The following is a 22,596-nucleotide window of genomic DNA, read 5'->3' as shown; positions in this document are numbered from 1 at the left end:
GAACTCGATGTGAACACAATGCATCCGCTTTCGGGGGTATAGTGACCAATCGCCGTCGGTCAGCGCCTGATTGAGCCGGACTGCCGAGCCGATGCTGCCCAACAAGCCGCGCGGCGTGCGACGAGCGAATGACCGCCGCGTCCTCAATGGCATCTTCGTGCGCAATTTCGGAATATTAGAAGAATGTCCCTGGGTTGCCCGACGTGTCAAGTCGCCTGGTCGAACGCCGGCCCGAAAGGCCGGAGGAGACGGTGTTGGGCGGCATGGACGCCGCCCAACACGATCATGAATCTCATTTTGCCATTGCCGTCCTGGCGGCCTCGATTTTAGCCTTCACGGAATCGAGGTTGAAGCTCGCGCCCTTCTGCATCGGCGGAAACTCGATTGCGGTCATGGCCAGCTTCTCGACCTCCTGTTGAACGAACACGAAGCGCCAGAACTCATATTTGAACCAGTCGAAGTACTGTTGGGCGCCGTATTTGGTCCCGCTGTCGGGCCAGCCCGTTCGCTCGAACGGATCTAGGCGGAGGTTGATCAGGTAGGGGACGTCAACCTTGGCTTTTTCGCCCAGCCAGCCACCGGGCTGGTCGATGAAACGATACTTGTAGTCGTCGATGCGCACGGCCCCCAGTTCGCTCTCGCCGAAGTACCAGATTTCGTGTCGATTCGACGGCCCCTTGCCGGTGATCATGTCCATCTGATTATAGCCATCCAGATGGCACTTGTAGTTGCGATCCCCGATTTGCTTGCCCTTCTTCAGTTCCTCGGCAATGTTCGGGTTGCCGGCAGCCGCCAGCAAGGTCGGGAACCAGTCCAGCCCGGAGATGATGCCGTTCTCGACCTTGCCCGCCGGCACCTTGCCCGGCCAGCGGATCATCGCCGGCGCGCGGAAGCCGCCTTCCATCACCGTACCTTTGCTCTGCGCGAAAGGCGTCTGTCCGCCATCCGGCCAAGTGAAGACCTCGGTGCCGTTGTCCGTGGTGAAGATGACAATGGTGTTGTCATCCACGCCCATGTCCTTGAGCTTTTTCATGACGAGGCCGACATCGTCGTCGAGCTGCGCCATGCCGGCTTCATGAATCGACCAGCCGTTCTTGGAGTTGCGCATCGCCTCGTACTTCGGCGACAAATGCGTGACGATGTGCATGCGGGTCGGATTGAGCCACAAGAAGAACGGCTTGTTATCGGCCTTGGCCCTTTCAATGAACGACAAGGCGAAGTCTCGGATTTCATCGTCCACCGTTTCCATCCGCTTGGGATAGAGCGTTCCGGCGTCTTCAATCCTCTGCTTGCCGACCTTGCCCCAGCGGGGATCCACGGTGGCGTCGTCCACATTGGTTGCCCACGAATGGATCATGTTGCGCGGGCCGACCTTGTTCAACAGCTCCTGCGGATAGGCAGGGTGAGCCGGATCTTCCATCGCGTCGAGGTGATACAAATAGCCGAAGAACTCGTCGAAGCCGTGCACGGTCGGCAGAAAGTCGTTCTTGTCGCCAAGGTGGTTCTTGCCGAATTGGCCGGTGGCATAGCCCATGCCCTTGAGCGCGGTGGCAATGGTCACAGCCTCCGCCGGCAAGCCTGTGGGGGCGCCGGCCTGGCCGACCGTTGTCATGCCGGTGCGGATCGGCAGCTCGCCGGTGATGAAGTTGGCGCGGCCTGCGGTGCAGCTCGCCTCGGCGTAATAATCGGTAAACAGCATGCCTTCTGCGGCGATCTTGTCGAGGTTCGGCGTCCGGCCGGCCATCATGCCACGATGGTAAGCACCGATATTCCAGATGCCGATATCGTCCCCCATGATGACGACGATATTGGGCCGCTGGCCGCTCGGTGCCTGCTGCGCCTGGGCCAGTGCCTTTTCGACCGATGCGGCGGCGCCTAATGCGGATGCCGCCGCCAGGCTTGTCGTCGCGAGCAAAACATTTCGACGGCTCATATCGCGTGAGGCGTTATCCTTGTCGTCGCTCATCACTTGCTCCCTTCCTTATGATGCATCGAAGGCCAACATGGCTCGTGGACGTATCCACCGCTTCCGCATGGCGCGCAGCCGGGCGATAGCGACGGCAGTAGTTCGGCGCGCAGAGATGCGAGCCGCCTTTGAGAACCTTGCGGGGAATCTTGATCTTGGGCAGAGACGGATCGTGGCTGTCTTGCTCTCGCCCGCCGCGTGGATCCTGAGGAACGCAGCACGCCTTGGCCGCGTCGGGCGCATGCCTGGTGGACCACCAATCGGTGGTCCACTCCCAGACGTTGCCGATCATGTCATGAAGGCCGTAGCCATTCGGTGGGAACGCCATCACCGGCGAGGTGCGCGCGTGACCATCGTCGCCAAGATTCTGGTATGGAAAAACACCTTGCCAGGTATTCGCCATTGGCCTGCCGCCGGGCATCAGCTCGTCGCCCCAGGCGAACTCGGCTCCGTCGAGGCCGCCGCGCGCGGCAAACTCCCATTCGGCTTCGGTCGGCAAGTCCTTGCCAGCCCATGTCGCGTAGGCCTCGGCATCGCGATAGGCAATGTGGACCACCGGATGATCGTCGAGGCCGCTGATCGAACTGCGGGGGCCATATGGCCGGCGCCAGTTGGCGCCAAATTTGAAATTCCACCATTGCGACCAGTCGCGCAAATCGACCGGACGCTTCGGTGGCGTGAAAACCAGCGAGCCTGCCTTGAGCATGTGCGGCAGTGCGCCCGGATAGTCCTTTGCGTCAGGCCGCGTCTCCGCTGACGTCACGTAGCCGGTTGCGTTGACGAACTTGCGAAAATCGCGATTGGTGACCGGCGTCCGGTCCATCCAGAAGCCGCTCACCGAGACGCGATGGACCGGCGCCTCTTCGGCATAGTGCCTGTCTGAGCCCATGCGGAACGTGCCGCCCGGAATCCAGACCATGCCCCTCTCACTGGGCCCATCCGACAAAGGTACGCCTGCCGCAACGCCAACGTCGTGCATGGGCTACTCGCAGTGAACGAGTTTCAAAGTTACGATCGCCGCCCCGAGCAATTTCGAGAATCTCTCGGCAGCTTTCTAGCTCGCCGATTCGTCGGGGGAGCGTTTAACGCCTTGGTCAGTCAGAAAAGACGATCGAGTATCTGGAGCGCGAGGCCGACTACGCCGTTCGCAGCGGCACAACCTAGAGTATCACGTTGTAGCCGGGCAGCAAAGGTTTGCAATCCGGGCAGCAAAGGCAATCATGCTTGTAACAACTAAGTGTGAAGGCGCGACTACAACCCAGAACATCCTGGATCAAGTCATGAGGACGTCCGATCTATCCCCCGGCAGCAGGCGCCGCGGCGACAGTGCGGGTTAGTTTGGAGCCTTTTTCTTTTTGCTCGCGCCCCGCAAAGCTGCTGCCGAGGTCGTGACTGATCCATCAGTCATTTGAAGACAGGTCAAGAGATCGACATAGCTCGCTTCGCCTATCGTCGCCTCGGCCTCACACTGGGTCCTGACTGCCGGGGAGTACGAAGACCAAATCGGGCTCAGCTGTTCACGCGCCGAGTTCTCATCGCTCAAACACTTGCCTAAACTTTGAGGCAAGCTCAAATTCATCGCCTTGTCGGCTTCTACCGACGCTCTGCAAGTAGCCTCGACGTTGAATTTTGGGACAGCATCGGAAATGGGCGTCAGCAATTGGGTAGCCGCCGCCATGGCCATGATTGCTGGGTGCATGGGATATCCTCTCCAATACCGGGCTGCCCAATGCGAGCCGCCCGTCATCCAAGCCGATCCGCGCCGTGATGCGGCGGATCCAGCAGAAGATTTTCAGCCGTGGCCATAACGACTGGCCCGTCGTTCAAGAGAAAGCGAATCTTGGGCAACGTCCGAGAAGATGGTCGATAGAAATGGAAGGCGCAGGTCCAAGTCACAACGCCGCGCCTACGAACCTAGCAAGATGAGATGCTTCCAGTAACGCATCCTTCATTTATTGATCTAGATCAATCGAGCCAGGCCGCCTCGTCTTTGCCGAGAGCCCCTGACGACTATGCAGAAAGTGCCAGGGTTGTGGCGTCAAGGACACAACCTTTCAATAAACCTCCGGCTGAACTCAACTATGCCGAATTCGCGTGGACGAACGGCGGCGTCAGCTTATTCTTTCCGAGTTTCTACCCCGCCGGAGCAATGGTGGGATCGCGAGAGTCGGGGAATCGGCGATGCGGTACTTTAAACCGAATTTGGGACGCAGATTTTTTTCGCAGTGGCATTTGAGTGTTGGGGTGCTTGCCGCTCTGCTGGTGCTTTCCACCCAAGCGGCTCGCGCCGATGAAAATGGCATCAGCTTTTGGATACCCGGATTTTTTGGCAGCCTCGCGGCCGTTCCTCAGCAGGCGCCGGGCTGGTCGGTAACCACGGTTTATTATCACACCTCTGTTTCCGCCGGCGGCGACGTGGCACGGTCGCGCGAAATCACGCTTGGTCGCTTTCCCGCGAATCTAACGGCCAACGTCAACGCGAACGTCAATGCGAATGTGAACCTTGGCCTTGTGGCCGGGACCTACACCTTTGCAACACCCGTGCTGGGCGGTCAGGCTTCTGCCAGCCTGTTGGCGACCTACGGCTCCAACTCCACGTCGCTGGCGGGATCGCTCGTTGGGACATTGACGGGACCAGGCGGCGGCACGTTCCCCTTCTCCCGGTTTGACAGCATCGACAGCTCGCTCATTGCATTCGGCGACCTGATCCCGCAGTTCGCGCTGCGCTGGAATGCCGGTGTCAACAATTACATGACGTACGTTACCGCCGACCTTCCGGTCGGCGCCTACCAGTCGGGCCGCCTGGCGAATCTGGGGCTTGGGCACTGGACAGTCGACGCAGGCGGCGGCTACACCTATTTCGATCCAAAGACCGGGCATGAATTTTCGACGGTGCTGGGATTCACCTACAACTTCGTCAACCCCTCCACCCAATATCAAAGCGGCGTCGACATGCACCTCGACTGGGGCGCATCGCAATTCCTGACCAAGCAGTGGCAGGTCGGCCTCGTCGGTTACCTCTATCAGCAGCTCGGCTGCGACAGCGGCTCCGGCGATCGCGTCGGCTGCTTCCGGTCGCGCGTGGCCGGTGTCGGCCCGCAGGTCGGCTACATTTTCCCGGTCGGAGACATGCAGGGATATCTGAACCTGAAGGGCTATGGCGAATTCGCCAATGAAAATCGGCCAGCAGGCTGGAACGTCTGGCTGACGTTCAATCTTCAGCCCACGGCGCCAACGCCGCCGACATCCACAAGGCCCAGATTCACGAAATAGCAATAGCGGTGACGCTGCCACCGGTGCCGTTCTGAAGGCTCAATCTGGCGCGGCGGTAGCGACGCAATCAGCCAATGGATACTCCGCGAGCGTGCGGACATGTCCGGGTTGGGGCCCTGGTTGGATTAAAGCAGGCTGAGATTAGGCTGCGCCCGCAAATTGGGCGCGTCCCTTCTCCCGCCTGGGGGCGAGGGGACGCGGGAGCAATTTCGGAATATTAGAAGAATATCCCTGAGTTGCCCGACGTGTCAAGTCGCTTGGTCGACAGTGTCAGTAGCTCGTGATCTGTCGCCTGTTTGTAGCTCGTGAAGTGTCGTGTTTTCGGTGCTCCGGAACAAGGGGGGCACGATGGGCACGGCATCCATTCACGAGGGTGTACGACGGATGCGGTTTTCAGATTTGCTGGATCGGACGGAGGCGAAGGAACTGACGCAGGAGGCAGCTTCGGAGGTTCTTGGGATCAGTGTTCGGACGTTTCAACGCTGGGCGGAGCGCTATGAGGCGGAGGGCGACGACGGGCTTGTCGACCGCCGGCTGGGGCGTCGTTCGCCACGGCGGGCGCCGGAGGAGGAGCTGGAACGGATGCTTGCGCTGTACCGGGACAAGTACGCGGACTTCACGGTGAAGCACTTCCACGAGCAGATGCAAAAGCGGCATGATTATGTGCTGGGCTATACGGTGACGAAGCTGGCGCTGCACGCGGCAGGGCTGGTGCGGAAGGCTCCGAAGCGTTCGGCGCACCGCAAGAAGCGGCCGCGGCGGCCGCTTCGGGGCATGCTGCTGCACCAGGACGGATCGCGCCACGTTTGGATCGAAGGCCTGCCCGCGAGGGACCTGATCGTCACGATGGACGATGCGACGAGCGAGATCTACTCGATGGTGCTGGTCGAGGAAGAAGGAACGGCCTCGACCTTCCAGGCCTTGCGCGAAGTGATTGGCGAGCATGGCCTGTTCTGCGCGCTCTACACCGACCGCGGCAGCCATTATTTCCTGACCCCAAAAGCTGGCGAGAAGGTCTCGAAGACGCAACAAACCCAGGTGGGACGGGCTTTGTCGCATCTTGGGATCGAGCATATCGCAGCCTATTCGCCGCAGGCGCGCGGGCGCTCCGAGCGGGTGTTCGGCACCTTGCAGGATCGGCTGCCGAAGGAGCTGCGGCTTGCCGGGATCACGACGGTTGAGGCTGCCAACGCGTGGCTGAAGGCGCATTACATCCCCGGGCACAACGCCGCGTTTGCGATCAAGCCCGAACAGGAAGGCTCGGCATTCGTAGCCGACCGGCATGAGGCCTGGCGCGAGGCGCTGTGCGTGATCGAGGAGCGAACCGTCGCCAACGACAATACCGTTGCATGGAACGGTCGGCGGCTGCAGTTGCCGGAGAGCCGGCTAAGACCTCACTTCGTCAAGGCCTTGGTGCGGCTACATGAGTATCCCGATGGCACCGTCAGCGTGTTCCTTGGACCGCATCGATTGGCGAGGTTTGCGCCTGACGGACAGCAGATCAGCCCCGACGCGCTTCAGCCTGGCGGCGTGCTCGGAGCCGTCAAGGACAAGCCCTGGCGGGCGCGCAAGCGCGCGTCCTTGACCGCTCCTGCGCGCGCCGCCGTCGAGAAAGCGCGGGTCGGGACGGAGAAACGGGCTTCAAGTCGAACAAAGAAACTCACCCACAGGGCTAAAACCGCCACAACAGCCGTGGCATGATCAATCAGGGAAAGCCGTCCCCGCCTTCCGGCTCCCCTGCAAATCAGAAACGAAGGCGACAGATCACGAGCTACAAAAACACGACATCTTCACCCGCTACGGACAGTCGCTTGGTCGACAGTCGCTTGGTCGAACGCCGGCCGCCGCCGGCTACTTTGCATGGGGTTGTTTTCGATATTTTGGCAGCGCCGCCTGCGACGGCCCCATAACTCAACCCGCTTTAGTGCCGCACCACCAGCACCGAGCATTTGGCGTAGCGCACTACGTGTCCGGCATTGGAGCCGAGGAAGTAGGTGCGCATCGCCGGCCGGTGCGAGGTCATCACGATGAGGTCGGCCTTCATGGTCGCGGCCTCCTCGAGGATCTCGTGATAGATGCCGCCCTGACGGACTACGCCCGAGATGCGGGAGGGCGCGATGCCGGATTCGCGCGCCACGATCGCAAGCGCTTCTTCCGACGTTTCGCGCTGCTGGCTGTCGAAATCCGCCGGCACATATTCGGCGAGCATCACCGGCGTCATCGGCAGCACGTTGAGCAGACGAACCGTCCCGTTCCATGTTTGCGACAATGTTGCAGCGGTTGCGATCGCCGGCTTCGCCAGATCGGTATCGGCGAGGTCGATCGGAACGAGAATGGACTTGTACATCTGCGCCTCCTGTCCGCGATTGGTCTGGAGCCGTTTGGTCCCGGTGCCCGGGACGCGCGCCTTCTTTTTCTTGAAGTCGTTCTGGTATCGACGCGAACCGGTCCCCCTGTCGCGCAGAGGCCAATATAGCATGGCCGCGCGGCGCTGTCCGCTTGCGTCAGCTGCGCGAGGCCTGCTTCAACAGCTTAGGGCTGATGAACAGGACGAGCTTGCCGCGCCGGAACGAGACGTCGTTCCAGTCGTCGGTCGCGAAGTCGAAGACGGCGAGCCCCGAGGTCGGCAGATTGTCGCCGAGCGCGCGCTTCGCGGCCTCGTCGCCGCTGCCGGTCAGCGTCAGCGCGAGCTCGTGCATGCCGGGATTATGGCCGATCAGCATCAGCCGCTTCGGATCGGTGACCGAAGCCATCCGGATCGCGGTCAGCAATTGCACCGGATCGGCGCCGTAGAGGTCCGGCACGAATTCGACTTTCGGCGCAGGCCCGGCGCCCTTCAGCACCTCGCGCACGATCTCCCAGGTCTGCCTGGTGCGGACCGCCGGCGAGACCAGCGCCAGATTGGGCGGGGGCGGATGACGGGCGATCCAGCCGCCGATCTCCGCCGCGTCGCGGTGGCCGCGCTCGTCGAGACGGCGGTCCTGGTCGTGCCCCGAAGGCGCGTCGTGTTCGGTCTTGGCGTGACGCAGCAGCAGCAAACGGCGCATGGACTTCCATTCTCGATTCGGTCAGGTCGAATTAAAATTCTACAGGCTCATGCCCTGGACAAGGTGACAAGCGCTGCAGCGGTTCGTAAGAAACGCTATGAGCGAGAGTTCCACAAGTGCGGCAGACGGCCCCGATCAGGCGGCCTCGCCGTTCCGCGACCGTCTGGCGTTCGACCTCGACGTCGACATTTGCGTAGTCGGGGCCGGGCTGGCCGGCCTGACTGTGGCGCGTGAGGCGGCGCGACTCGGTGCGAGCGTTGCGGTGCTCGAAGGCCGCCAGATCGGCTGGAACGCCTCCGGTCACCATCTCGGCACCGTGATGCCGGGATTCGGCCTGCCGATATCAGACGTGATCGAGCGTGTCGGCCGCGACGATGCCCGCGAATTGTGGGCACTGTCGAAGGAGGGCGCCGATTATGTCCGCGCCACCGCTACCGAGGATTTGATCCCGGGCATCAAGCCGAGCGACGGCGCGCTGGAAGTCTCCAATGTCGATGTCGGCGAGGCGCTGATCGGCCGCCTGCAGACGCTGGGCGAGGATTTCGCGACCGAGGTCGAGGGCTGGCAGGTCGATCGCGTGCGCAGCGTGCTGAGGACCGGCCGCTATTTCCACGGCATCTATTATCCGAAGGCGTTCCAGATCGATGGCCGCAAATATGTGGATGGCCTCGCCGCGCTGGCGATGCGGGCGGGCGTGCGGATCTTCGAGGAGACGCCGGTCGTCAGTATCGATTTTTCGGGCATCCGTAAGCGCATCGTGACGCCGACGGCGCGGCTGCGGGCCAACCATATCGTCCTCGCCGGCAACATCCATCTCGGTGCGCCGTTGAAGCGGCTGTCCGATACGCTGCTGCCGGTGTGGCGCTACGCGGCATTGACCGAGCCGCTCGGGGAGCGGCTGGCGGAGTCCATCGCCTTTCCCGGCTCGGTCGTCGACAGCGACGGCATCGACCATTTCCGTGTCGTCGATGGCGATCGGCTGTTGTGGGCGAGCCCCGAAACCACCTGGGACGCACGGCCGGAGCGCCTCGGCTCGGCGGTGCAGCGCCGCGTCGCCACGGTGTTTCCGCAGCTCGGCAAGGTTCCGATCGCGGAGATGTTCGGCGGCGCGGTCGGCGTCACCGTGCATGGCATGCCGCAGATCGGCCAGTTGCGCCGGGGCCTGTGGGTGGCGAGCGGCTTCGGCCGGCAGGGACTCAACACCTCGGCGCTCGCCGGGCAGCTGATCGCGCGCAGCATCCTGTGGGGCGACGATCGCTGGCGGCTGTTTTCGCCGTTCGAGCTGGTCTGGGCCGGCGGCGCCACCGGCCGCGTCGCCGGTCATTTCGTCAGCCTGTGGGCGAGGGGGGCCTCGTCCGTGGCGGGTGTTCTGGCGCGCTACCGCGAGGGTGCACGTGCGAAGGAACGCCTGCGCGAGGCGCGGCTCGCCGAGGCCAATCTCAGGGCGGGAACCAGGGGACCCGCACCCCGCCGTCCACCCCCGTCGGCTGTGCGGCCGGCGCGTCCGTCCGCGCCCAGGCCGATCGAGGACGGCGAGGCGCCGTATCCGGATGCCTCGCAAGAAAGTGAGCGGATCTCCGACGGGCGGATGTAACGTCCGGCGGCGGGGTTCGTATCTGTTGACGAACCTCGGGCGCGCCCCCTGAGCCGTCCGCACCGGAGATGATTGATGATCGATCGCCGCATCCTGCTTGCTTCCGCCGCCGGCCTGTTCGGCTTCGCCGCCTTCCGCTGGCTGCGCGCCTCGCCGGCGCAGGCCGCCGAGAAATTCGAGATCGAGAAGACCGACGCCGAATGGCGCGCGCAGCTGACGCCGCAGCAGTACGAGATCCTGCGCAACCAGGGCACCGAGCGGCCGGGATCGAGCCCGCTGCTCAAGGAGCACCGCAAGGGCACCTTCGCCTGCGCCGGTTGCGACCTGCCGCTGTTCTCGTCCGAGACCAAGTATGAGAGCGGCACCGGCTGGCCGAGCTTCTGGAAGCCGTTGGAGAATGCGGTCGGCACGACGTCGGACCGCACCTTCGGCATGGTGCGCACCGAGGTGCATTGCCGCCGCTGCGGCGGCCATCTCGGCCACGTCTTCGACGACGGCCCGAAACCGACCGGACTGCGCTACTGCATGGACGGTTTCGCGCTGGTGTTTCACCCGGCGGCGCCGTCAGCGACCTGACATTCCTTCCCGGCAATTGTTGCCGCTCCCGGCAAATGTGCCCCGGTCGAACGACCGGGGCATTTTTTTCAAGCGGATGATTTTGTTACGTTTTGTTTCGTGGCACGACCTTTGCGACATGCTCCGCCGATGCGGCCATTCCTGTGATTGCCAGCCGCCGGGAATCGAATTGGAGAACATGTCATGGGTATCTTCGGCGCTCTCACGACGGCTGTCGGTGGCTTGCGCGCGGGGTCGTACGCGCTCGAAAACATCTCCGGCAACATCGCCAACTCGCAGACCACCGCCTTCAAGCGCATCGATACCTCGTTCCTCGACCTCGTCCCGCAGACCGCGCTGACCGCGCAACTTGCCGGCGGCGTCACCGCGCAGTCCCGTTCGACCAACTCGGTGCAGGGCGACGTCCAGTCGGCATCGGTCGCGACCTTCATGGCGATCAACGGCAACGGTTTCTTCGCGGTGCAGAAGCCGGGCAGCTTCACCGACGGTGCCCCGGTGTTCGACGGCGTCGACCGCTACACCCGCCGCGGCGATTTCCAGCTCAACAAGGACGGCTATCTCGTCAACGGCGCCGGCTACTATCTCGAGGGCGTGCCGATCGACCCGACCACCGGCAACCCGGCAGGCTCATCGCCGCAGGTGCTGCAATTCAAGAACGACTTCCTGCCGGCGCAGCAGACGACCAAGATCGACTATCGCGCCAACCTCGCGTCCTATCCCTTGACCACCGCGCACGACACTTCGGTTCCCGGTTCCGAGCTGATCCGGCCGGGCGCGTTCAGCAGTGGAAACAATCCGTTGGTGCTGGGCACGCCGGCTGCGCCGTATACCGATTCCGCCATCACCGGCACCGCGCAAAACAACAAGGCGACGCCGTCGGTGGCCATTACCGCCGCGACCCTGCTTTCAGGCGCAGCCGGCACCGATTCGATCAATACCAACTTCAGCGCCGGCTCTGCGGGCCCGCCCGTCGTGCCCGCCGACACGATCACGGTCAACGGCACCGTCATCACCTTCGTGGCGTCGGGGGCGACCGGCAACCAGCTCAACGTCACCGACAGCATCGGAACGCTGCTCGCGAAGATCGACGCGATTACCGGTACCACGACGCCATCGACGATCAGCGGCGGCAAGATCACCCTGCACTCCGGCAAGTTGGCCGACCTCAACGTGACGAGCTCGAACGCGACCGCCTTCGCGGCGCTCGGCTTCACCGGCTCGGCGGTCGCGGTTCGCGGCGGCGGCGGCACGGTCGGCACCGGCCAGGTTATCGGCAACGACAACTCGACCTTCCTGAACGAATCCGTCTCGGGCGGCGCCGTCACGGCCTACGACGTCTCGGGCGCGCCGGTGAACCTGCAATTCCGCTGGGCCAAGACCGACAGCTCTTCGTTGGGCGGCACACATACCGATACCTGGAACCTGTTCTATCAGGTCAACCCCAATGCGACCGGCACGCAGGTCTCCTGGCAAAACGTCAACGTCAACTTCACCTTCGCCTCGAACGGCCAGATGTCGCCGGCGATCTCCTCGGTGGCGCTCACCAATGCCGTCGTCAACGGCGTGTCGCTCGGCAGCCCCGTGATCAATTTCGGCTCCGGTGGCGTGACGCAGTTCGCCGACGCCAACGGCAACGTTCAGGTCAACCAGATCCAGCAGGACGGTTTCCCCGCCGGCCAGCTGCAGTCGGTCAGCGTCTCCACCAACGGCCGCATCGTCGGCAACTACACCAACGGCCGCAACATCGACCTCGCCGAAATCTCGGTGGCGACCTTCAACGGCACCAACTTCCTCAAGCGCATAGACGGCGGTGCGTTCGAGGCAACCGACGAGTCCGGCGCGGCGCTGTTCGGCAAGGCCGGCACCATCGTCGGCTCCTCGCTCGAGAGCTCGAACACCGATATTGCCGACGAATTCACCAAGCTGATCGTAACCCAGCAGGCCTATTCGGCAAACACCAAGGTAATCACGACGACCAATTCGATGGTGCAGGACCTCCTGAACGTGGTGCGCTGATCGCGTCGTTGCTGCACGTGTGAAGAAGTAAAGGCGAGTACATATCATGGGTTTGAGCCAAGCCCTTTCCACCGCGATGTCGGGCCTGCGCGCCACGCAGGCCTCGCTCTCGCTCGTGTCGTCGAACGTCGCCAACGCGGAGACGCCCGGCTACGTCAGGAAGACGCTCAACCAGGTCACCGGCACCACCGGCGAGTACGGATCGAGCGTCCTCATCACCGGCGTCAACCGCCAGCTCGACGAATTCCTGCAGACCCAGCTTCGCACCGAGACGTCGGGCGCGGCCTACGCCGACGTCCGCTCGGATTTTCTGGCCAATTTGCAGGGCGTGTACGGCAATCCCGACTCCACCGGCACGATCGAGGACGCCTACAACAAGTTCCTGACCGCGCTGCAGGGGCTGTCGACCAGCCCGGAATCGCAGTCGGCCCGCATCGGCGTGATCAATGCCGCGCAATCGATGGCGCAGCAGCTCAACGCGACCTCGCAGGGAATCCAGACGCTGCGCGCCAACGCCGAGGCCGGCATCAGCGACTCCATCAACAGCGCCAACAATGCGTTGCAGCAGATTGCCCGCCTCAATGTCCAGCTGGCGGCCAATGGCGGCACGACCGATGCCTCGACCGCGGCATTGCTCGATCAGCGCGACCGCTACGTCACGCAGCTCTCGCAGCTGATGGACATCCGCACCGTCACCAACAGCCAGAACCAGGTGAGCGTGTTCACCAATTCCGGCGTGCAGCTGGTCGGCACCGAGGCCGCGACGCTCAGCTTCAACGCCCAGGGCACGATGACGCCCAACACGTTGTACAATACCGACCCGACCAAGAGCACGGTCGGCACCATCACCATCACGTTCCCGCATGGCGGCACCTATGACATGGTGTCGACCAACTCGATTCGCTCCGGCAAGATCGCCGCCTATCTCGAGTTGCGCGACAACACGCTGGCGCAGGCCCAGACACAGATCGATCAGTTCGCGGCCGCGATGTCGAGCGCGTTGTCGGACAAGACGGCCGCAGGCACCGCGGCGACGGCGGGGGCGCAGTCCGGCTTCGACCTCGACCTCTCGGGGCTGCAGAACGGCAACACCATCCACGTCTCCTACAAGGACAACACCACCGGCCTCACGCATAATCTGTCGATCATTCGCGTCGACGATCCGAGCGTGCTGCCGCTGAGCAATACCGCGACCGTCGATCCGAACGACGAGGTGCTGGGCATCGATTTCTCGGGCGGCATGAGCTCGGTGCTGTCGCAGCTCAACGGCGCACTCGGCGGAACCGGCCTGCAATTCTCCAATCCGTCCGGGTCGACGCTGCGCGTGCTCGACGACGGCGCCGTCAACAAGGCCGATGTGACCGCGGCGTCGGTCACGTCGACGGTTTCGTCGCTGACCTCGGGCGATCCGCACCTTCCGCTGTTCACCGACAATGGCGGACTCTACACCGGCGCGATCACCGCGAACGGCTCGCAGACCACCGGCCTTGCCGCGCGCATCAGCGTCAACACCGGCCTGATCGGCGATCCCTCGCGCATGGTGGTGTACTCGACCAATCCGCAGACGCCGGCCGGCGACACCACGCGCGCCAACCTCGTTCTGAACCAGCTGTCGAACGCCTCGTACAGCTATTCGCCGCAGACCGGCCTTGGCACGTCAGGCGCGCCGTTCACCGGCACGCTGCTCAACTTTGCCAAGCAGTTCATCAGCCAGCAGGGCGAGTCGGCGACCGCCGCCAAGCAACTGGCTGACGGCCAGGACGTCGTGCTGAACACGCTGCAGACCAAGATGGACTCGACCTCCGGCGTCAACATGGACGAGGAGATGGCGCATCTGCTTTCGCTGCAGAACGCCTATTCCGCCAATGCGCGCGTGATGTCGTCGATCAAGCAGATGTACGACGCGCTGCTGCAGCTCACGTGAGGGTAACATGTCGATCGACGGCGTAAGCGGCAGAACTTCCTATATCGGCACCACGATCCTCAACCTGCGGAATCAGCTCAATGACCTGACCACGCAGCTTGCAACCGGCAAGGTATCGACGACCTATGCGGGGCAGGGGCTCGATCGCGGTTTCGCGCTCAGCCTGCGCGCGCAGATCAGCGGCATCAACGCATTCTCCGATACCGCCACCAACCTCAACACGCGCCTGAGTGTCGCGAACTTCACCTTGCAGGGCCTGTCCGACGTCGGGACCCAGGTGAAGAACGCCGCGACGACGGCAACGCTGACGCTCAACGACAGCGGCCAGACCTCGGGCCAGATCACGGCGCAGGCGGCCTTCGCCAACGCGGTCGCGATGCTGAACAGCCAGTCCGGCGACCGCTATCTGTTTTCCGGCCGCGCGATGGATACGCCGGCCACGGTGTCCGCCGATACCATGCTCAAGGGCACGGCAACCCAGGCCGGCCTGACGCAGCTCATCAATGAGCGCAAGCAGGCCGATCAGGGCGCCGGCATGATGGGGCGCCTGAGCGTCTCGTCGCCGCCGGCGACCACGACGGTCACGAGTATCGCCGAGGACGGCTCGCCGTTCGGCCTGAAGCTCTTGTCGGTGCAATCGTCGTTGACGGGTGGCGCCACGGTGACGCAGCCGACCGGCACGCCGAAATCGGCTTCGGTCGATCTCGGCGCCGTCAATCCGAAGGACGGCGACAAGATCAAGTTCAACTTCACGCTGCCCGACGGCACCACCGAGGCGATCGAACTCACGGCGACGACGACGAACCCGCCGCCCGCCGGCTCGTTCCTGATCGGCACCGACACCGCGGCGACGACGGCCAACCTGCAGTCGACGCTGACCTCGTCGATCAAGACGTTGAGCGACACGTCGCTGGTCGCGGCGTCCGCGGTCGCGGCGTCGAACAATTTCTTCAATCCGGTCGCAACCGTCTCGGGCGCGGCGGTCAACAACCATAACACGCCGCCGGCGCCGATCAGCGGCGCCACGGCGCTGTCGGGGGCGGCGGGCACCGACTCGCTGTCGACGAGCTTTGCCGCCGGTGACACCATCACGGTGAACGGCACGCCGATCACCTTCGTGGCCTCGGGCGCCACCGGCAACCAGGTCAATGTCACCGACAGCGTGCAGACGCTGATGGCCAAGATCGACCAGATCAGCGGCACCAAGAACCCGTCGACCATCAGCAACGGCGCGATCACCCTGCACGGCGCCGATGGCGAGAGCCTGTCGATCTCGAGCTCCAACACGACCGCACTCGGCGCACTCGGCATCGCCAACAACACCACCGCAGCGCCGGCGCCGCTCAGGGTAGGGGGACCGCCGTTCGACACCGCCACCAACCTGGTCGCGGGCACGCCAGGCAACACCGTCTACTGGTACACCGGCGAGAACGGCCCGGGGTCGGCGCGCGGCACCGCGGTCGCGCAGGTCGATCAGTCGATCACCGTGCAGTATGGCGCGCGCGCCAACGAGCAGGCCTTCCGCTATTTGCTGCAGAACGTCGCGGTGTACGCAGCCGTCACCACCAATGCCAGCAACCCGAATGCGAGCGCGCAGGTGACGGCGCTCGCGCAGCGCGTGAGCGCCAACCTTGCCCCGCAAAACGGTCAGCAGCAGATCCAGGACGTGCAGGCCGAATTCGCCGGTGCCCAGACCGCGACCAAGGCGGCCACCGATCGGCAGACCCAGCTGAAGGGGATGGCGGAAACGATGCTCGACTCGGTCGAGGGCGTCAATCAGGACGAGGTCGCGACCAAGATCCTGGCGCTGCAAACCAGCTTGCAGGCGTCGTACCAGACCACGTCGATGCTGTATCAGACGACGCTGCTGAAATATCTGCCGATCAGCTGATCACGCGCCCCTGAACTCCAGCCAGCAAAAAGGCCTCCGCGCGGAGGCCTTTTTCGTGTGTGCCGAGCATGACCGGCAGCTTGGAGGTGGAAGTCCTCTATCCAGCCTGATGACGGTGAAGGATTAGCGAAGCGCAAGGGCGTCATCGCGAGGTGGGGTCTGAAGGAAGCGTGGAGCAAAGCCGCGGCCCGATGGACAAAAACCGGATAACGAGGCCTACCCGGCCGGACGAGCGAGCACGTGATCGCGAAGTCCACGGTCATCAAGGGCCGGGGTGGTAAATCCGGCGGGCGTGCGGCGAAGGCGGTCGATCTTACCTCGGGAGATCTGCGCTGCGTCTCGGCAACGAGACTGAGGTCGTCGTAAGGCGATCTGACCGCAGTGCAGAAGTCAGCAGAGGGCATAGTAGGCGGAACGAGTTTCGCCGAAGGCCTGAACGCTGGAAGTGACGAGTAGATGCAGCGATATCGCATCGGCCATGCGACTGAATTCCGGGCAACTGGCCTCGGAACGGCGGGAAGGGGTGAAACCCTGACTGACGCTGATCAGAGGAGTCGAAGCTGGCGCGACGATTGCTGACACCCAAACTACGGCGGCAACAGAACAACTCTTGCCGCTTAATCCAGCGAACCGCCGTATACGGACCCGTATGTACGGTGGTGTGGGAGGGGAGGGGCTGCGAGGCTCCCCCCTATCCCGATTCAGGCGAGTGGGGCTAGAGCGTTTTCAAGCGACGTGGACGCCGGTTCGCGCGAAGAAACGCGTCAAAACAAGAAGCTCTACGCGCTCTTGCGTGTGTCGTCCCGTTCGGCGTTCTGCTGGTCGCGCGCGGTTTCCAGCAGCTTCTCTTCGTGTGCGATCAGCTTCTTGGATTCCTTCAGCGCGTGATAGAGGTCGCCGTTGAGGATGAAGTTGTTGACGCTTTCGATGAAGGGCCACGCGCTCGGCATCGCGGTGATGATGTCGCGCACCAGACTGAAATAGGTCGGGTGGTGCGCCATCGGGTCCGGCGACAGATACATCAGCTGCACGGCCAGATAGATCAGCTTCGCGGGCGTATCCGCGGTCTCGGGCGTCAGGATATCCTTCTCGCGCAGGATCGGGATGCGGTCGCCGTCGATCAGCAGGCGGGCGCGCTGGTCGGTGTTGGTGATCACGCAATTGCCGACGATGATGCGTTCGTTCGGTTTGAGTTCGACCTTCAGGGCCATGACCGTTCTCCTTTGCCTGCAGTCGCGCGATGTCTTCGCTGGCGGAGCGAAGTGGTTCGGCACTGCTTAGCAGCCGCCGTTGCGGGCAGGGGCCGATGCGACAGCGATCCTTTCCCATGATGGTTAATGCTTGGTGAACGAGGGGCGGGCGCTAGCGTCGTTATCTAGCCGGAATTGTCAGTCGTCTCAGTAGTTTTCGGGGCGAACCTCGCCCAATGGCGACAATTTTATTCTTCGGCCTTTGTCTCAAATGCCGTGCTGGAGATTTCTTTTTCCTTCGCGGCCAGACCGCAGGATCGGCCATCCGCCCGATCAGAAAGGATTGGAGCGGCTTTTTCCTCAGTTTCACACCAGAAAGGTATGAAAATGTCCGATATCATTCTCTCCTCCTCCGTTCGTCAGAACCTCCTCTCCCTCCAATCCACCGCCGATCTGCTCTCCACGACGCAGAACCGCCTTGCCACCGGCAAGAAGGTCAACACGGCGCTCGACAACCCGACCAACTTCTTCACCGCGCAGTCGCTCGACAACCGCGCCAGCGACATCAACAACCTGCTCGATGGCATCGGCAACGGCGTGCAGGTGCTGCAGGCCGCCAACACCGGCATCACCTCGCTGCAGAAGCTGGTCGATACCGCGAAGTCGATCGCCAACCAGGTGCTGCAGAGCCCGACCGGCTACACCACCAGGTCGCAGGTCACCTCGACCGCGGCGCTCGGCGGCACGTCTGCCAACCTCGTCGACGGCACCACGATCAAGAGCGGTGACGTGCTGGCGATCGCGGCTTCGGCCGGCCAACCCGCCTTCAGCTTCACCTTCGGGGCCAGCACGTCGCTGGCGCAGCTGAACACGTCGCTGGCGGCCAGCAACCTCACGGCGAGCCTCGACAGCTCCAACAAGCTTGTCATCACCACGACCAATGACGCGGCGTCCTCGACGATCGGTGCGGTGACCTTCACCAACACCGGCGGCGGCACCGCGACGTTCAGCGCGGCCGGCACGGCGCCGGTTGCCGACCAGGCCTCGCAGTCGGCGCGCGCCGCTCTGGTGACGCAGTACAACAACACTATCGCGCAGATCACGACCACGGCGCAGGACGCCTCGTTCAACGGCATCAACCTGTTGAACGGCGACAGCCTGAAGCTGACCTTCAACGAGACCGGCAAGTCGACGCTCAGCATCACCGGCGTCACCTTCAATGCCAGCGGCCTCGGACTGAAGGCGCTGACCGCCGGCACCGACTTCCTCGACAACAACTCGGCGAACAGCGTCATCTCGTCGCTGAGCTCGGCGAGCTCCGCGTTGCGCAGCGAAGCCTCGACGCTGGGTTCGAACCTGTCGATCGTGCAGATCCGTCAGGACTTCTCGAAGAACCTGATCAACGTGCTGCAGACCGGTTCGTCCAACCTGACGCTGGCCGACACCAACGAGGAAGCGGCCAACAGCCAGGCGCTGTCGACCCGCCAGTCGATCGCGGTCTCCGCGCTGGCGCTCGCCAACCAGAGCCAGCAGAGCGTGCTGCAGCTGCTCCGCTAAACGCGCCGGCAAGTGCTTCGAGGACGGCGGGGGAAACCCCGCCGTTTTCTTTTGTCTCCGGGATATTACGGTGTCTGTCCATGCCGTCAGAACGACGCATTTCGTAACGCCTGCTAACCATATTTAAAGGCGCCGGATGCATAAATATCGGGCGCTAGAATTGCGTCTTCGCGGCTCGAGAAATCCGCATCCCATCGAGGTCATTGAATGTCGAATGCAGCCCAGGCCTACGCTCGTACCTCCACGACGACGGCGTCCCCACGTGAAATCGAAGCGCAGGCGCTGTTGAAGGCCGCGCGGCAGCTGCAGGAAGTCCAGACGAACTGGAACGGTCCCGACAAGGCGCTCGATCACGCGTTGCTGTTCAACCGCCGGCTGTGGTCGATCTTTCTCAGCGCCGCGCAGGGCGACGACAATCCGCAGCCGCTCGAGATTCGCCAGAACATCGCCAATATCGGCGTGTTCGTGATGAAGCAGACCGTCGACATCCAGATGAATCCGGATCCGGCGAAACTGAAGTCGCTGATCGATATCAACTGCAATATCGCCGCCGGCCTCTCGGGTCGCGGCTGATCGATCGATTCCTGACGGAGCCCTCGGCATGGCCGACGTGTTGAGCATCCTGTCGGCCAACTACAAGGCCGCCGGCCTGACGGTCCCGTCGAAGACGCCCTATGTGGCCGTCGATCCGAACCTCTATGAGGGCAGCTGGAGCGGCAAGTACGCCAACAACAAGTCGTTCAACATCTCGGTGTCGAACGTCGATGGCTTCCGCGCCAAGGTCCACTACCAGAGCGACGGCACCAGCAAGTATCAGGACGTGCTGATCAAGGATGGCGGGTTCCGGATCGGCGACACCAAGTTCGCGCTGGTGCAGCAGGGGACGGCGTTGATCGCCAATGTCGTCACCGATCCGGCCACCGGAGCGACCTATCTCGACAAGGCCTACGCCACGCAGAAGACCTGAGCGGTCGTTGCTCCGCGCCTAGGCGCGACGATCGGTGGCGCGCACCCGCGTCGGCGCGTCCTTGCTGAGATCGAGCGCGTGGAAATAGGCGCGGCGGCGCAATACGGCTTCTTCCGGAAACTGCCTCACCACCAAATTCGTGCGATTATCGACCACCTGATAGACCACGGCGCGCGCGTCGCGGTCGATGATGACCTGATCGCTGACCGACGGAGCCTGATTTGAAATCGATGCGTTGACGGCGTTGGGATCGATGGTGACGCGCACGCTCGGCTCCGGAGCGGTGACGCTCTGGCTCGCCGGCAGTTCAGTCTTGACCGCCTTCTGCGCCGTATCGCTCGTGGGAGAGACCATCGGCGCCGCGACCGGTGCCCCCACCGGCTTGATGCTGAAATCTGTACTCATGGCAGCCTCGTAGTGCACAGGCACTAGTTTGCTTGAGTCAAATCCCAACCCCTCACGGTCCGCAACTCTACGGGGAACCTCTCAATAGGCTGTTAGAAAACACGCTGAATGCCGCGCTGCCGGGGCGGCGTCGAATTGAGCTAAATTGTAGGCGTAGGCGTCAGAGTGTGCGGCTGATCGCGATCGGCGTCATGTTGCGGGGGCCCGGCGTGGCGCGCTGTCCGCTCGCGGTATAGGTGTTCGGAATGTTGCGGCGCTGCACCTCGGCATTGACGCCGCGCACGATGCCTTCGGAGACGGCGTGCGCGGTTGCAAGCACGGTCAAATTGACCTGCAGCATGGCGCGGAATGTCTCGTGATGACGGCGCAGTGTCGCGAGCAGCTCGGGATCGGTCTGCGACAGCATCTTCTGCATCGATTTCAGATGCTCCACCGCGAGCATGTAGCGCCGCGACAGCTCGGACTTCTGCGGCTCGAGCCGCATGCCCTCGCGGATCTTGCCGGCGCGGACGAACTCGGTCTCCTGCTCGATCACGGCAAGCAGGCCACTCATCACTTCGGTCAGCTCGTTGGCGAGACGCGCGACGTCCGGCGGCGTCGACGTCGCGGACCGCGCGGCGGAGGCGGATGCTACTGGCCGCGGCTGCTGTGGACGCTGGTTCATCGCGCTGCTCCTTGAAACCCTAGCTCTTGTTCGCCTGCTGCAGGATCAGCGAGCGGAACACTTCGTTGGAAATGCCGACGCCGCCGGCCTTGGCGAAATTCTTCGAGTATTCGTCGGTCAGCATCGACCGCCACGCGCCGGTGCCGACGGTGTCGCCGTACGGGCCATCGCCCTTCAGGCCGGTCGTCATCTGCGAGAACATCGAATTGAGGAACATCGATTCGAAATCGGTCGCGGTCGCCTTCGCCTTGGCGGCCTGCTGCGGCGTCACCTTCTTCAACGCGTCCTGCAGCACGGGATCGGGGCGGCCGTTGAACATCGGCATCAACGCCTTGTTCGGCATGCTGCCGGTGGTGCTGTTGATCAGGCTCGCCATCACATCACCTCGATGTCGGCTTCGATCGCGCCGGCGGCCTTGATCGCCTGCAGGATACTGATGAGGTCGCGCGGTCCGATGCCGAGGCCATTGAGGCCGTCGACCAGTTGCTGCAGCGAGACGCCGTCCTTGACCACGGCGAACTTCTTGCCGTCCTCGCTGACGCCGACGCTGGTGCGCGGCGTCACGACTGTCCGGCCGCGCGACAGCGGATTGGGCTGGCTGACCTGCGGACTCTCGGAGATCGAGACGGTGAGATTGCCCTGCGCGACGGCGACGGTGGCGACGCGAACGTCGCGGCCCATCACGATGATGCCGGAGCGCTCGTCGATCACGATCTTGGCCACCAGATCGGGATCGACCTGCAGCTGCTCGATCTCGGTCAGGAAGGCGACGACGTTGCCCTTGAACTCCGTCGGGATCGCAAGCTGCACCGTGGAGGGATCGATCGGCTCGGCGGTCTTGACGCCGAGATAGTCGTTGACCGCGGCGGCGATCCGCTTGGCGGTGGTGAAGTCGGCGTTGCGCAGCGCGAGGCGCACATTGGGCAGGCGGTTGAGCGCGAATTCGATTTCGCGCTCGATGATGGCGCCGTTGGCGATCCGGCCGACGGTCGGCACGCCGCGCACGACGCTGGCGGCGGCACCTTCGGCCGCGAAGCCGGCGACCGCCACCGATCCCTGCGCCACCGCATAGACATTGCCGTCGGCGCCGAGCAGGGGGGTGACGAGCAGGGTGCCGCCCTGCAGGTTCTTGGCATCGCCGAGCGCCGAGACGGTGACGTCCATGCGCGTGCCCTGGGTGCCGAACGCCGGCAGATTGCCGGTCACCATCACGGCGGCGACGTTGCCGGTGCGGATGGTTGCGCCGCGGATGTTGACGCCCATGCGCTCGAGCATCGCTTGCAGCGATTGCTTGGTGAAGGGGATGTTGTTGAGCGTATCGCCGGTGCCGTTGAGGCCGACCACGAGGCCGTAGCCGATCAGCTGGTTCTGGCGCACGCCCTCGATATTGGCGAGATCCTTGATCCGCGACGTCGCGGCCGCCGGCATGACGGAGGCCGCCAGCGCCAGCAACGCGGCGCAGGCCACTCCGAACAGATTTGCGATGCGGATGCCGGGCATCCCGATGCTCCCCTCGAACTGAACTC

The 22,596-nt window shown here is 63.5% G+C and carries 20 protein-coding genes; 10 read left to right on the top strand and 10 right to left on the bottom strand.

The window, feature by feature from the left end:
* Window positions 1-292 precede the first annotated feature (292 nt).
* The 3 genes from ACVIHF_RS21395 to ACVIHF_RS21385 form a co-directional block, all read right to left on the bottom strand.
* Entirely contained in the window at window positions 293-1,933 is a 1,641-nt protein-coding gene (locus ACVIHF_RS21395; RefSeq protein ID WP_456781892.1) for an arylsulfatase, read from the bottom strand.
* A gap of 13 nt (window positions 1,934-1,946) precedes the next feature.
* Window positions 1,947-2,945 (bottom strand): formylglycine-generating enzyme family protein, encoded by a 999-nt coding sequence (locus ACVIHF_RS21390; protein ID WP_456780213.1) that lies wholly within the window; start codon window positions 2,943-2,945, stop codon window positions 1,947-1,949.
* A 354-nt stretch (window positions 2,946-3,299) separates the two neighbouring features.
* Window positions 3,300-3,665, bottom strand: a complete 366-nt coding sequence (locus tag ACVIHF_RS21385; RefSeq protein ID WP_456792465.1) for a hypothetical protein — start codon at window positions 3,663-3,665, stop codon at window positions 3,300-3,302.
* 482 nt (window positions 3,666-4,147) lie between these two features.
* Here ACVIHF_RS21385 and ACVIHF_RS21380 point away from each other — a divergent pair, with 482 nt between their 5' ends.
* Window positions 4,148-5,239: a SphA family protein gene (locus ACVIHF_RS21380; RefSeq protein ID WP_456780215.1), complete on the top strand. Its 1,092-nt coding sequence runs from the start codon at window positions 4,148-4,150 to the stop codon at window positions 5,237-5,239.
* Window positions 5,240-5,623: 384 nt separating this feature from the next.
* Window positions 5,624-6,940, top strand: a complete 1,317-nt coding sequence (locus ACVIHF_RS21375) for an ISNCY family transposase (protein WP_456792464.1) — start codon at window positions 5,624-5,626, stop codon at window positions 6,938-6,940.
* A gap of 220 nt (window positions 6,941-7,160) precedes the next feature.
* Here the strand turns inward: ACVIHF_RS21375 and ACVIHF_RS21370 are convergent, their stop codons facing one another.
* Window positions 7,161-7,586 (bottom strand): universal stress protein, encoded by a 426-nt coding sequence (locus ACVIHF_RS21370; protein ID WP_016840840.1) that lies wholly within the window; start codon window positions 7,584-7,586, stop codon window positions 7,161-7,163.
* A 157-nt stretch (window positions 7,587-7,743) separates the two neighbouring features.
* Entirely contained in the window at window positions 7,744-8,286 is a 543-nt protein-coding gene (locus tag ACVIHF_RS21365) for a SixA phosphatase family protein (protein WP_456780216.1), read from the bottom strand.
* A gap of 97 nt (window positions 8,287-8,383) precedes the next feature.
* Between ACVIHF_RS21365 and ACVIHF_RS21360 the strand changes: the two genes are divergently transcribed.
* The 5 genes from ACVIHF_RS21360 to ACVIHF_RS21340 all read left to right on the top strand — a co-directional run bounded on the left by ACVIHF_RS21360 (window position 8,384) and on the right by ACVIHF_RS21340 (window position 16,287).
* Window positions 8,384-9,880 (top strand): NAD(P)/FAD-dependent oxidoreductase, encoded by a 1,497-nt coding sequence (locus ACVIHF_RS21360; protein WP_456780217.1) that lies wholly within the window; start codon window positions 8,384-8,386, stop codon window positions 9,878-9,880.
* A 75-nt stretch (window positions 9,881-9,955) separates the two neighbouring features.
* Window positions 9,956-10,456: a peptide-methionine (R)-S-oxide reductase MsrB gene (gene msrB, locus ACVIHF_RS21355; protein ID WP_456780218.1), complete on the top strand. Its 501-nt coding sequence runs from the start codon at window positions 9,956-9,958 to the stop codon at window positions 10,454-10,456.
* Window positions 10,457-10,639: 183 nt separating this feature from the next.
* Window positions 10,640-12,472: a flagellar hook-basal body complex protein gene (locus ACVIHF_RS21350; protein WP_456780219.1), complete on the top strand. Its 1,833-nt coding sequence runs from the start codon at window positions 10,640-10,642 to the stop codon at window positions 12,470-12,472.
* A 46-nt stretch (window positions 12,473-12,518) separates the two neighbouring features.
* Window positions 12,519-14,396, top strand: a complete 1,878-nt coding sequence (gene flgK / locus ACVIHF_RS21345) for a flagellar hook-associated protein FlgK (RefSeq protein ID WP_456792463.1) — start codon at window positions 12,519-12,521, stop codon at window positions 14,394-14,396.
* Between the two features lie 7 nt (window positions 14,397-14,403).
* A complete protein-coding gene (locus ACVIHF_RS21340; RefSeq protein WP_456792462.1) occupies window positions 14,404-16,287 on the top strand; it encodes a flagellar protein in 1,884 nt (627 codons plus the stop codon).
* 779 nt (window positions 16,288-17,066) lie between these two features.
* On the opposite strand, the gene flbT is transcribed toward ACVIHF_RS21340, so the two are convergent.
* The gene (flbT, locus tag ACVIHF_RS21335) at window positions 17,067-17,498 is read right to left on the bottom strand and encodes a flagellar biosynthesis repressor FlbT (RefSeq protein ID WP_028337700.1); all 432 of its coding nucleotides are present in this window, start codon (window positions 17,496-17,498) and stop codon (window positions 17,067-17,069) included.
* Between the two features lie 366 nt (window positions 17,499-17,864).
* Between flbT and ACVIHF_RS21330 the strand changes: the two genes are divergently transcribed.
* The 3 genes from ACVIHF_RS21330 to ACVIHF_RS21320 all read left to right on the top strand — a co-directional run bounded on the left by ACVIHF_RS21330 (window position 17,865) and on the right by ACVIHF_RS21320 (window position 20,001).
* Window positions 17,865-19,034: a flagellin N-terminal helical domain-containing protein gene (locus tag ACVIHF_RS21330; protein WP_028337699.1), complete on the top strand. Its 1,170-nt coding sequence runs from the start codon at window positions 17,865-17,867 to the stop codon at window positions 19,032-19,034.
* Between the two features lie 207 nt (window positions 19,035-19,241).
* The gene (gene flaF, locus ACVIHF_RS21325; RefSeq protein ID WP_016846762.1) at window positions 19,242-19,607 is read left to right on the top strand and encodes a flagellar biosynthesis regulator FlaF; all 366 of its coding nucleotides are present in this window, start codon (window positions 19,242-19,244) and stop codon (window positions 19,605-19,607) included.
* 28 nt (window positions 19,608-19,635) lie between these two features.
* Window positions 19,636-20,001, top strand: coding sequence for a hypothetical protein (locus ACVIHF_RS21320; protein ID WP_016846761.1), 366 nt, complete (start codon window positions 19,636-19,638; stop codon window positions 19,999-20,001).
* 18 nt (window positions 20,002-20,019) lie between these two features.
* Here the strand turns inward: ACVIHF_RS21320 and ACVIHF_RS21315 are convergent, their stop codons facing one another.
* From ACVIHF_RS21315 to ACVIHF_RS21300, 4 genes are all read right to left on the bottom strand, one after another.
* Complete coding sequence (locus ACVIHF_RS21315; protein ID WP_253607861.1) at window positions 20,020-20,406, bottom strand: hypothetical protein; 387 nt, start codon at window positions 20,404-20,406, stop codon at window positions 20,020-20,022.
* A gap of 160 nt (window positions 20,407-20,566) precedes the next feature.
* Complete coding sequence (locus ACVIHF_RS21310) at window positions 20,567-21,070, bottom strand: hypothetical protein (protein ID WP_092084913.1); 504 nt, start codon at window positions 21,068-21,070, stop codon at window positions 20,567-20,569.
* Between the two features lie 19 nt (window positions 21,071-21,089).
* Window positions 21,090-21,446 carry a flagellar assembly peptidoglycan hydrolase FlgJ gene (gene flgJ, locus ACVIHF_RS21305; RefSeq protein WP_028337696.1) on the bottom strand — a complete coding sequence of 119 codons (357 nt, stop codon included), beginning with the start codon at window positions 21,444-21,446 and terminating at the stop codon, window positions 21,090-21,092.
* Window positions 21,446-22,570, bottom strand: a complete 1,125-nt coding sequence (locus ACVIHF_RS21300; protein ID WP_038385504.1) for a flagellar basal body P-ring protein FlgI — start codon at window positions 22,568-22,570, stop codon at window positions 21,446-21,448. The genes flgJ and ACVIHF_RS21300 overlap by 1 nt, the downstream gene beginning before the upstream one ends.
* Between the last annotated feature and the right edge of the window lie 26 nt (window positions 22,571-22,596).

The sequence above is a fragment of the Bradyrhizobium sp. USDA 4506 genome, from assembly GCF_054058795.1.
This window is presented reverse-complemented; position numbering and strand designations above follow the sequence as displayed.